Origin of the sequence: Burkholderia sp. AU18528, from assembly GCF_002223215.2 — a bacterium.
In the GTDB taxonomy this organism is placed as follows: Bacteria; Pseudomonadota; Gammaproteobacteria; order Burkholderiales; family Burkholderiaceae; genus Burkholderia; species Burkholderia semiarida.
The window spans coordinates 393762-405080 of sequence record NZ_NKFC02000006.1; the positions used below are offsets into that span (position 1 = coordinate 393762).

Sequence of the window (11319 nt, forward strand, 5' to 3'; positions counted from 1 at the left end):
GGAAAATCCTCAAGCGCTTGCGAGGCGGAACGCGCTGGCCATCCGATCCTGTTCCCGAGCCGGCAGCGCGAGTCGCGTCGCGAGCGTTCTCCATTGACTGACGACACCACGGAAGTCGTCGATGATCTCGTCGGCATCGCTCAGACCGAGCCGAAAGAATTCGCAGACTTCACGGGCAAGCTCGAGGTTCAGCGCGTTGTCGGCTTCCGTGATATTGAGCTTGAGGCCGTCGGCGATCGCGACCGGATTCATGTCATAAGCCGCGGAGAGCCGCCAGCCCTTACCCGGTGCCAGAATGAATCCGTGATTGCGAAGATGGTCGTCGGTATTCGATACGAGAAGATTGAAGACGATCCGCGCCCAAAGTTCTCGCAGGTCGACATTGGGTTGCGCACCATGTTGTATGAGGACTTCCGCCAGTTCGAGATAGCTGACCCCGGTGGAGGCATCGTCGCCATCGACGTGACCGGTCATGGTCATCGCCGAGGCAAAGTGCAGGCGCCGTCCATCGGACGTCCGGTCGAAGCGACGGACCAGGAAGCAATGATGGTCGCTGGCGAACTTTCGTGCCTCGGCTTGGGCGACATTCAGGCCGCAGCCGACCGCGAGCGCATTGACGACCATTTCCCAACCGCCTACGTCGTAATCGTCTCTTGCGCTGGGGAACTTCGCGATATACAGACGCCCCTGATCGTCGGCCACGCTTGCTTTCGGTCGTGCACCGCCGAGCGAGCCGCCAGGTGCGATGAGCATCGAGAGCCAGTCGCGGCCGTCCGGGGCGATGTTGTCGACATCCTCTTCCAGCGCCCGACTGACGCGTTCCAGTTCACGGATTTCCGCGAATGGCGGCGCGGCGAGATCAACGCGGTCGTCGAGAAACTCTCCTTCGTCGTCGAGCTTGTAACGCAGGGCGCCGACGCGATAGAGATCGTGGACGCCCAGCAGGTAATCCGATTCACGGAGCCGAGTGCCCTTCGGTCGAAGGCCTGCACGAATGTCTCGCTCCAGCCGACGGTCCATCAGCATGCGCCCCCACCGATCGGGGCTGGAATCGGCGAACGCACCGAACGAGTCTCGCGGCGGAGGTGGATATTGCGGTCCTTCGAAGAGGCCGATGCCGGGATCGAGCTGAACCCGGGCGAGTTCGGGAGCGCTCAAGGCGGTTGCGTCGTACTGGAATTCGAAACGTTCGCTTGCCCGCGTCTGTCGGCTGTGCAGAAGGCCGAGTTTCCGGGGAGCGGCCAGGCTGCTCCAGTCTGCGTAAACGGAGATGGTCGTCATTTCTCGCGAGATTTCCCCAGGTGTTTGCTCGCTGGCTTCAACAGCGCGGCCAGTTCCGCGGCCGTCGTACCGCGATGGTGGTCGGGCGCCGGGATGCTGGACGCCGATCCCGGTGCTTTCCTGGCGGGGGCCGGGGCCGGGGGCGTGGTCGTGGTGGCACGATCGCGCCGATCAGGTATGCGTGGCGACTCGGCGGACGACCGCAGGGCAACTCGTTTCACGGATCGCGGTTTGACGAGGCGAGCGTCTTGAAGCTGGCGGCCGAACGAGTCCGCTGCGGCCAGCTTCTCCAGATCGCCCTGGAGGCCCAGTACTTGCATGACGGCAAGATAGGCGCCGATCGTGACCCCCGAACCGCCTCCCTCCAGCGAGCGAAGTGTCATCGGCGACATTCCCGCGCGTTCAGCGACCTGCTTGGCCGTCAGTTTCCGGCGCAGACGCGCGAGCTTGAGCCGCTCGCCGAATTCGACGAGCAACCGACTGGATGCGGGCAAGAGAGGGGCGGTTTTCTTTGCCATGATGGCGCTAATATTTCAGTTTTTTCGGTGCAATAGAGCTAAAATAATAGCACTTTAGCGCAGCGTGTCAGTGACTTTCGTCGAGGCGCTGCGCTGGTTTGTGTAAATATTTTGGCTCTACGATGCGAGATTTGCCAGAATATTGACTCCATCGCTTGGCGGCCATACGCTCGGACGCGTGTCGTGAGCCGAAAAGCCGTGTACTCGCCCCGGCATCGCGTACCGATGCCTGGCCCGCAGCGGGCGTAACCGACGCCCTACGTCGCCTTCGGCCGCCCCAATTCTTCCGCCAGGAAATCGACGAACGCGCGAATCCGCGTGGACATCTGGTGACGCTGCGCATACACCGCGTAGATGTCGGCACCCGGCGTTTCATGGTCGGGCAGCACGACGACCAGCCGCCCGTCGGCGAGATAGTCGCGCAGGTCCCATTCCGCGCGCATCAGGATTCCGTGCCCGTCGAGCGCCCACTTTACCGCGATCTCGCCGTCGTTCGTCGTCAGGTTGCCGTTGATCCGCACGGCCTCCGTGTGGCGGGCCGCGCCGCGCCCGGTCGTCAGGCGCCACACGCCGTAACCTTCGTCGCCCTGCCGGATGCCGATGCAGTTGTGTCTCGTCAGGTCTTGCGGCGTGCCGGGTGTCCCATGCCGCGCCAGATAGGCGGGCGCCGCGCACAGCAGCCGACGGTTCGGTGCGAGCCGCCGCGCGACGACGCGCGTGTCGGGCGGCTCGCCGAAGCGGATGCATACGTCGAACGTGTCGTCGGTGAGCGGCGGCGGCATCACCGACAACTGCAACTGCACCGACACCTCCGGATAGCGCGCGACGAAGCGCGAGATCGCCGGGCCGACGTGGCTGCGCCCGAACCCGAGCGTCGCGTTCACGCGCAGCAGGCCTTTCGGCCGCTGCTTCGCGCTGCCGAGCAGTTCGCCGAGTTCGTCCATCTGGTCGAGGATTCGCCGTGCGTATTCGAGATACACGTCGCCTTCGGGCGTCAGCATCATCCGCCGCGTCGTGCGATTGACGAGCGTCACGCCCGCGCGCCGCTCCATCTGCGTGAGCCGCTTGCTGACGGCCGCCGCGGTCAGCCCGAGCTCGCGCGCGGCCGCGCTCAGGCTGCCCGACGCGGCCAGCGTCGAGAAGAAGCCGAGATCGGCCGGCTGAACGGTATCCGCCATGACGAGATTCGTGAATTGAAGTTAAAGATGCTTTGAGTATAGCCACGGTTTCTGCACTACCAGTTCGGTAAAGTGCGTTCACGCTCACGACCAATCGAGGATGTCCGCATGAAGACCTACCGTATCGCAACGATTCCCGGCGACGGCATTGGCAAGGAAGTGGTGCCTGCGGCCAAGCAGGTGCTGGAAGCGCTGGCCCGCGGCAGCGACCGCTTTGCGTTCGCGTTCGAGGATTTCGACTGGGGCGCCGATTACTACCGCCGGCACGGCGCGATGATGCCGGCCGACGGCCTCGACGCGCTGCGCGGCAAGGACGCGATCCTGTTCGGCTCCGCGGGCGATCCGGACGTGCCCGACCACGTGACGCTGTGGGGGCTGCGCCTGAAGATCTGCCAGGGCTTCGACCAGTACGCGAACGTGCGCCCGACGCGCATCCTGCCGGGCATCGATGCACCGCTGAAGCGCTGCGGGCCGGACGACCTGAACTGGGTGATCGTGCGCGAGAACTCGGAAGGCGAATACGCGGGCGTCGGCGGTCGCGTGCACCAGGGCCATCCGATCGAGGCCGCGACCGACGTGTCGATCCTCACGCGCGCCGGCGTCGAGCGCATCATGCGCTTCGCGTTCCGGCTCGCGCAGTCGCGCCCGCGCAAGCTGCTGACCGTGATCACGAAGAGCAACGCGCAGCGGCACGCGATGGTGATGTGGGACGAGATCGCGAAACAGATTGCGCAGGAATTTCCCGACGTGGCGTGGGACAAGGAACTCGTCGATGCGGCGACCGCGCGCATGGTCAACCGCCCGGCGTCGCTCGACACGATCGTCGCGACCAACCTGCACGCGGACATCCTCAGCGATCTCGCCGCCGCGCTCGCGGGCAGCCTCGGCATCGCGCCGACCGGCAACATCGATCCCGAGCGCCGCTATCCGTCGATGTTCGAGCCGATCCACGGCTCCGCGTTCGACATCATGGGCAAGGGGCTCGCGAATCCGGTCGGCACGTTCTGGTCGGTCGTGATGCTGCTCGAGCATCTCGGCGAGACGGCAGCCGCCGCGCGCGTGATGCACGCGATCGAGGCCGTGACGGCCGACCCGTCGCTGCATACGCGCGACCTCGGCGGCAGCGCGACGACCGCGCAGGTGACGTTGGCCGTCTGCGAGCGCGTCGCGCACGCGGCCGCCGCGGCCTGACGGCGGCGAGGCGGTGTGGCGCTGACGGCCGCGCCTGCGCGCAGCCGAGCGTCGCGCGTTCGCTTCACTCAGGCATTTTCTGCCTGCGACTCGCGCATCCGACGCGAGCCGGGCGCCGGCCGGCGCCGCGGTCCACCGACCGACGGCGCACGGCCCGACCTCGAAGGAGGAGACACATGCAAGCAGATCTGGAAACCCGCGTCGCGCGGAAGCTGATGTGGCGCATCATTCCGTTCGTGATGCTGCTTTACTTCGTCAGCTTTCTCGATCGCGTCAACGTGGGCTTTGCCGCGATGACGATGAACAAGGCGATCGGCCTGTCGCCCACCGCGTTCGGATTCGGCGGCGGCCTGTTCTTCATCGGCTATTTTCTGTTCGAAGTGCCAAGCAACCTGATTCTCCATCGCGTCGGCGCGCGCATCTGGATCGCGCGCGTGATGATCACGTGGGGGATCGTGTCGGCCGTATCCGCGTTCGTGACCGGCCCGACGAGCTTCTACGTGCTGCGCTTTCTGCTGGGCATGGCCGAAGCCGGCTTTTTCCCCGGCATCATCCTGTACCTGAGCCTGTGGTTTCCCGCGAAGCAGCGCGCGGTGGCCGCCGCGTGGTTCATGGCGGCCGCGCCGATCTCGACCGCGATCGGTTCGCCGCTGTCGGGCGCGATCATGCAGATGCCGCCGATGTTCGGGCTTGCCGACTGGCAGATGCTGTACATCGTCGAAGCGCTGCCGGCGGTCGCGCTCGGCTTCGTCGTGCTGAAGTATCTGACCGATGCGCCGTCGCAGGCCGCGTGGCTGCGGTCCGACGAGCGCGACTGGTTGATCGCGAAGCTGAAGGCGGAGGCGGACGCGCGCCACACGCACGCCGGGCATACGGCCGGCGCGTGGCAGGCGCTGCGCGATCCGCGCGTGCTGGCGCTCGCGCTGATCTACTTCGGCACGTCGGCAGGACTGTACACGCTCGGGTTGTGGGCGCCGCTGATGGTCAGGCAGTTCGGCTTCACCGCGGTGCAAACGGGCCTGCTCACCGGCATTCCGAGCGTTGCCGCCGTGGTCGCGATGATCGTGTGGGCGCGGCATTCGGATCGCACCGGCGAGCGCACATGGCACGTCGTGATTCCGTGCGTGCTCGCGTGCATCGGCTTCGTGTTCGCGGGGCAGGCGAGCACCGCGCTGCTGACCGTGCTCGCGCTGGTCGTCGTCAACGTCGGGATCAGCGCCGCGAAGGCGCCGCTGTGGGCGATGCCGAGCGCGTTCCTGTCGGGGGCCGGCGCGGCGGCGGGGATCGCGATGATCAACTCAATCGGCAATCTCGGCGGCTTCGTCGGGCCATTCGCGATCGGCTGGCTCAAGCATGCGACGGGCGGGTATGCGGCGGGGCTGTATGTGGTTGCGGGGACGCTCGCGGTATCGGCGGTCGTCACGCTGATGCTGAGCCGCAAGGGGGCGCGCGAGCAGATCGTGTCGACCATCCAGCGGCATCACTGAGCGCGGCGCGCGATCTCCGTCGCGCACACGTCGGGCGACGCGTTCGACGTATCGATCACGCAATCGCTGAACCTGCGCGACGCATACCCTTCCCGATACATCTCGGCGATCCGTTGCCGCTCCCACTCCGTCAGCGCGCGCGTGCCGCGATTCGATGCCGCGACCGCTTCGGGCGGCGCGAGCGTGACGACGAACAATCGCGCATCGCGCACGGCGCACGCCGTGCGCAGCCGCTCGAATTCCGCTTCGCCGATCGGATAGGCGATCACGAGGTGGCGTTCGCGCGCTTGCGCTATCTGCGCGACGAGCCGCTCCAGCGCGATGGCCCATTGCACGTCGAACGGCGCGGATTCGGGCGCGTCGTGATCGTCGCCGTCGATGAAGCGCGCATCGGGCAGCACGCGTGCGAGTGCGCGACCGATCGTCGTCTTGCCGCTGTTGATCGGGCCGTTCAGATGGATGACGGTGAGCGGCGTGTTCGTCGATGTAGAGAGCATGAGGCGCGAAATTGACTGAATGCTTTCATTGTGCCTCGATGCGAAATGAATTTGTAATATCCAGTCCGAACGAATTAGAAAAATTATTCGATAAAGCGCCCTAAAGAAAGTCGTGGCCCCGCCGTTACTCTTCCTCGGTATCTCAAAAAAGTATGACGAAAGCAGTACGACCACACGACCAAAAAACCGAGGGCGCACGGCCGGCGAAGCCGTGCGCGGGATCAGAATGGGATGCACCGATTCAATGGGGCGCGCAGGCACCGGGGGCTGGCGCGCGCTGTGCCTTTGCCTTGCCGTAACCGGACTGCTGCCGCATTGCGCCGCTGCCGCGGGGATCGTCCCGGACGGCGGCACGCCCACGAGCGTGGCGGTCGGGCCGAATGGCCGGCAGCTCGTCAATCTTGCGCCGGCGGTCGCCGGCGTATCGAGCAACACGTATTCGTCGTTCAACGTGACGACCGCAGGCGCGACGCTGAACAACGCCGGCATCAACGCGCGCACGATCGTCAACCAGGTGACGAGCACCAACCGCAGCCTGATCGAAGGCGAGATCGCCGTGGCGGGGCCGCGCGCGAACGTCGTGCTCGCGAACCCGAACGGCATCACGGTCAACGGCGGATCGTTCGTCAATACAGGGCACGTCGCGCTGTCCACCGGCAACGTGAGCTTCAACGACCTGCAGATCGCCCCCGGCGTGATCCAGCGCAACATCGTGCTCGATACGTCGACCGGCACGATCGTCGTCGGTCCGGGCGGCCTGGCCGGCGCGCTGATCGGGCTCGATCTGATCGCGAAGAACATCGTCGTCGACGGCGCGATCGACAACACGTTTTCGTCGGCGACGGCCGGCGTGCGCCTGCTGGCCGGACGCAGCCGTGCCGAGCTGAACACGGGGCTGTCGCCGAACGACAACGCGAACGACTGGCTCTCGCGTACCGCGACGACTCACCCTGACACCGCGTCGTCCTATGCGATCGACATCACTGCCGCGGGCAGCGTGACGAGCGGGCGCGTGCAGTTGATCGTCACGGACCGCGGCCCCGGCGTGCGCAGCGCTGGCGCGATGAATGCGTCGCTCGGGGATTTCACGCTGACATCGAACGGCAACGTCGAGATGTCCCATGCGAAGGTCGACGTCGCGCGAGATCTCGACGTGACCGTGCAGGGCGGCATCACGCTGACCGGCACCGACATGAAGGCGAAGGGCGGCCACGCGAACGTGTCGGCAGCCGATGCGATCGCGTTGACGGGCAGCAGCCTGATGGCGTCGGGCAGCGTGAAGCTGAATGGCGCGGGCATCGCGCTGAATCCCGACGATGCGATGAAGGGCGCGACCGTGGCATCGTCGCAAAGCGGCGTGGTGCTCAAGAGCGCGGCGGACATCGTGAATGTCGGGTCGCTCGTGCAAGGGCAGACCGCGATCGACGCTGACCCGGATTCGATGGGCGCGGTGACGCTGAACGCGGCGGGCCGCATCCTGAACGAGTCGTTGCCGCAGACGCGGCTTGGCATCCTGTTCGGCGTTCAGGGCGACGTGTCGCTGACCGCGGGCGCCGATGTCGTCAACCGGAATGCGCGGATCCTGTCGAACCAGAGCATTTCGATCGCTGCGGGCGGAGACCTGCAGAACATCGTCGACCACAGCACCGGCGTGCAGAACGGCGCGGTGGTCGGCTTCTCCGAGCAGGGCGGCCGCTTCCTGTTCTTCAAGCATCGTAGCGACGGCTTCACCGTCGACTATGGCGCGCTGGCCGATGCATCGAAACTCGCGTACATCACGGCCGACGCGGGCAACGTGACCGTGCGCGCCGCGAACGTGACGAATATCGGCGGATCGATCCTGTCGAATGGCGGCGCAATCGATATCGCCGCGCGCGAAAACATCCTCACGCAAGCCGTTTTCACCGGGCAGGCAGCGTACCGGCGCTCGTGCTTCGTGTTCTGCCGCGCGAGTGCATCGTCGAACGTGCAGGCGTTCGGCGGCGTGATCGAGGCCAAGGCCGACATCCAGCTGAAAGCCGGTACGCAGATCACGAACACGGGCGGAACCGTGCTCGCGCTCGGCGCATTGACGCTCGACGCACCGAAAACGCTCGCGCAAGGCGTACCGGGCTACACGGTGGTCAACCGCGACCACGACCTGAAAGCGTGGTTCGGCAATCGCTGGGCGGCAATCTATGCAGCCGACACGGGCGGCGTGTTCACCGGAGGAACCGGCAAGGTGCGCCTGACCGGCGAGGCCGACATCGACGGCGGCGCGTACAGCGCGCCCGAAGGTGTGCTCGCGGCGCGCGGCATCGTGACGATCCGGCCGCCCCATCGCGATCTCGTGACGATCGGCAACCGCAATCACATGGGCCTCGTGTCGTGGTTCGGCCTGTGATGTCGCAGACGGACCACCGCATCGCCGCCGCGCTCGCGTTGACGCTCGGCGCGATGTCGCCGTGCGCGCACGCACAGCTCGCCGGCGCACCGCCGGGCCTCGGCGCGCTTCCGGCCGGGTTCGCGGTGCCGCGTGCGGAGCAGGATCCCGCGCAGCGCCTGCTGCAGGAGCAGCGCGACCGGCAGCGCCGCGACGAGCTCGCGCAACCGCCGGCGCAGATCGCGGTGCCCGAGCAGCCGGCGATGCCCGACCTGCCGCCGGGCGCGGACGTCGACACGTTGCCGGACGTCGCGCCGACGTTCCCGATCGAGCGGATCGAATTCACCGGCGACGCGATCCTCGGGCAGCCCGAACTGGACCGTATCGCGGCGCCGTTCATCGGCAAGCAACTCGGGCGCAACCGGATCAATCTGCTGCTGCGCCGGCTGACCGAAGCGTTCATTTCGCGCGGCTACATCACGACGCGTGCGTACCTCGGGCCGCAGAATCTTGCGTCCGGCACGCTGAAGATCAACCTCGTCCCCGGTCGCGTGGCCGCGTTGACGTTGAACGGCAAGCCGCTGAGGCCGCGCGATCCCGACGAGAAGTGGTACGAAGTGCGCGGCGGCGGGCTGCTGACCGAAGCCGGCACCGCCTGGGCGTTCGCGAGCACGCCGGGCGACGTGCTGCGCCTGCCCGACCTGGAGCAGGGCGTCGACCAGATCAACCGGTTGCGGCGCAATCAAGCCGAAATCCGGATTCTCCCCGGCGAAGCGCCGGGTGATTCGATCGTTGCGATCTCGAACCGCTATGGCGATCGTCTTCATTACGATTTCGGCATCGACAACTACGGCAGCTCGCAGACCGGCAGGACGCGCTATCGCGCCGGTGTCGAAGCCGACAACGTGATCGGACTGCAGGAATCGCTGTCGTTCAGCTACGTCGGGACGACCGACACGAACGCGGTCGTGTTGTCGGCGGCGGTGCCGTACGGGTATCAAACTTTCAGCTACACGGCGTCGATGTCCGAGTACCAGCAGGCGATCGGCGACGTCGCGCTGCTCGCGGGGCGCACGTTCAGCCAGATGCTCGGCTGGAACGACGTGCTGGTGCGGTCGCCGCGCGGGCGCATGAGCGTCGACGTCACGCTCAACAAGCTGCGCACCGAGCGCGACCTCAACGGCATTCCGTTGTCGCCGCAGAACCTGACGGTGCTGCGGGTCGCGCTGAACGGGCTGTCCCGCTTCGTCATGCGCGACCAGGGCGCGGCCGCGACCTGGGATGTCGGCGTGTCGCAGGGGTTGCCCTGGCTGGCGGCCAACCACGATGCGTCGGACATCGGCATCGACGACGCGCACAGCCAGTTCACGAAGCTCGATGCCACCGGCACGCTGCAGTTCACGCTCGGTACTGTTGCCGGTTCCCTGTGGGCGTATCGCGGCACGCTGCGCGCGCAGTACAGCCGCGTCGCGCTGTTCGGCAACGAGCAGATCTTTCTAGGCGGCATGGGTTCGGTCCGCGGGTTTACCGAAGGCGGGATCGCGGGCGACAGCGGCGCATTCGTGCGCAACGAGCTGGCCTGGCAGAACGTGCCGGCGTGGCACGACGCGCGCATCGAACCCTACGTGTTTCTGGACGGCGGCAAGACGCACCTGAACGCACAGGGCGGCTGGCCGTCGCTCGTCGGCACGGGTGTCGGCACGCGCGCGCAATGGCGTTTGAAAGGCGGGACCCTGTCGGCCGAAGTGCTGGTCGGGCAGGCGCTCGCGCAACCGGCCGCACTTGGCAAGAAGGCCAGCGTGTTGCTGGCCACACTCAACTGGACGGACTGATGGAGAATTTCATGAATCGCCTGTCGAACGGTCGCGAGATCGCGATGCAATCCAACCTGTCGGCGCGTATTCGCAAGATCGCCGTCACGCTCGTCGCGGCGACGCTGTGCGCCGCTGTCGCTCCGCACGCGTATGCGGTTCCCAAGGCGTCGAAGAAACCCGCCGATGCAGCCGCCGCGATGCCGGCCGATGCGATCGCGAGCGTGAACGGCGTGCCGATTCCGCAAGCGCAGGTCGACGAAGCCGTGCGCGCGTCGAAGGCGCCCGATACGCCGGCGCTGCGCGCGGCGCTGAAGAACCAGCTGATCGCGCGCGAGTTGTTTCGACAGGCGGCGCTCAAGCAGCACTACGACACGAAGCCGCAGGTCGTGGCCGCCGTCGAGCAGGCGAAGGCGCTCGCGATGACGCAGGCGTACCTGCGCGATCAGATCAAGCCGGCACCCGTCACGGACGCGGACGTCAAGGCGCGCTACGACGCGGTTGTCGCGACGCTCGGCGAGAACGAATACAAGCCGAGCGTGATTGCCGTCAACGACGCGGACACCGCCAGGCAGATCCTCGCGCGGCTCAAGAAAGGCGAGGACTTCGGCGGCCTCGCGCGGCAGTTCAGCAAGGGGCCGGCCGCGGCGCAGGGTGGCGCGCTGAACTGGATCTCGTTCAAGACGCCGATCGAGGCAGGCCACACGCAGAACTGGCCGCAGCCGCTTGCCGAAGCGCTCGTGAAACTGCCGCAGGGCGGCATGACGCGCGAGCCCGTGCAGGTCGGCGATGCGTACTGGATCGTGCGTGCCGACGACAAGCGGCCGACGCAGGTGCCGCCGTTCGACCAGGCGAAGGACACGCTGCGCCAGCAACTCGAGCAGGTCGCGATGGAGAAGGCGACCGCGCAGGTCGTTGCGGATCTGATCCGCAACGCGCGGATCCAGCAGTAGGCGGCAAGCAGCAGGTAGCAAGCAGCACGTAGCAGCGTCGG

Annotated in this window: 9 protein-coding genes; 5 read left to right on the forward strand and 4 right to left on the reverse strand. The window is 66.6% G+C overall.

The features are described 5' to 3' along the window. Positions 1 to 9: 9 nt before the first annotated feature. The 3 genes from CFB52_RS18620 to CFB52_RS18630 form a co-directional block, all read right to left on the reverse strand. Positions 10 to 1281 carry a type II toxin-antitoxin system HipA family toxin gene (locus CFB52_RS18620; protein WP_099317153.1) on the reverse strand — a complete coding sequence of 424 codons (1272 nt, stop codon included), beginning with the start codon at positions 1279 to 1281 and terminating at the stop codon, positions 10 to 12. Continuing rightward, positions 1278 to 1799: a helix-turn-helix domain-containing protein gene (locus CFB52_RS18625; RefSeq protein ID WP_059580292.1), complete on the reverse strand. Its 522-nt coding sequence runs from the start codon at positions 1797 to 1799 to the stop codon at positions 1278 to 1280. The genes CFB52_RS18620 and CFB52_RS18625 overlap by 4 nt, the downstream gene beginning before the upstream one ends. Positions 1800 to 2056: 257 nt before the next feature. Further along, positions 2057 to 2977, reverse strand: a complete 921-nt coding sequence (locus CFB52_RS18630; protein ID WP_089465429.1) for a LysR substrate-binding domain-containing protein — start codon at positions 2975 to 2977, stop codon at positions 2057 to 2059. 108 nt (positions 2978 to 3085) lie between these two features. Between CFB52_RS18630 and CFB52_RS18635 the strand changes: the two genes are divergently transcribed. Next, positions 3086 to 4168: a tartrate dehydrogenase gene (locus CFB52_RS18635; RefSeq protein WP_099317154.1), complete on the forward strand. Its 1083-nt coding sequence runs from the start codon at positions 3086 to 3088 to the stop codon at positions 4166 to 4168. A gap of 176 nt (positions 4169 to 4344) precedes the next feature. After that, positions 4345 to 5655 carry an MFS transporter gene (locus CFB52_RS18640; RefSeq protein ID WP_099317155.1) on the forward strand — a complete coding sequence of 437 codons (1311 nt, stop codon included), beginning with the start codon at positions 4345 to 4347 and terminating at the stop codon, positions 5653 to 5655. Here CFB52_RS18640 and CFB52_RS18645 read toward each other — a convergent pair. After that, entirely contained in the window at positions 5649 to 6152 is a 504-nt protein-coding gene (locus CFB52_RS18645; RefSeq protein ID WP_099317156.1) for a shikimate kinase, read from the reverse strand. The genes CFB52_RS18640 and CFB52_RS18645 overlap by 7 nt on opposite strands. 244 nt (positions 6153 to 6396) lie before the next feature. Between CFB52_RS18645 and CFB52_RS18650 the strand changes: the two genes are divergently transcribed. Genes CFB52_RS18650 through CFB52_RS18660 form a run of 3 tightly spaced genes read left to right on the forward strand, consistent with a single transcriptional unit; the run spans position 6397 to position 11278 of the window. Next, entirely contained in the window at positions 6397 to 8535 is a 2139-nt protein-coding gene (locus tag CFB52_RS18650; RefSeq protein ID WP_257220508.1) for a filamentous hemagglutinin N-terminal domain-containing protein, read from the forward strand. After that, complete coding sequence (locus CFB52_RS18655) at positions 8535 to 10346, forward strand: ShlB/FhaC/HecB family hemolysin secretion/activation protein (RefSeq protein ID WP_099317157.1); 1812 nt, start codon at positions 8535 to 8537, stop codon at positions 10344 to 10346. The genes CFB52_RS18650 and CFB52_RS18655 overlap by 1 nt, the downstream gene beginning before the upstream one ends. Before the next feature lie 11 nt (positions 10347 to 10357). Beyond that, positions 10358 to 11278: a peptidyl-prolyl cis-trans isomerase gene (locus tag CFB52_RS18660; RefSeq protein ID WP_099317869.1), complete on the forward strand. Its 921-nt coding sequence runs from the start codon at positions 10358 to 10360 to the stop codon at positions 11276 to 11278. Positions 11279 to 11319: the final 41 nt, after the last annotated feature.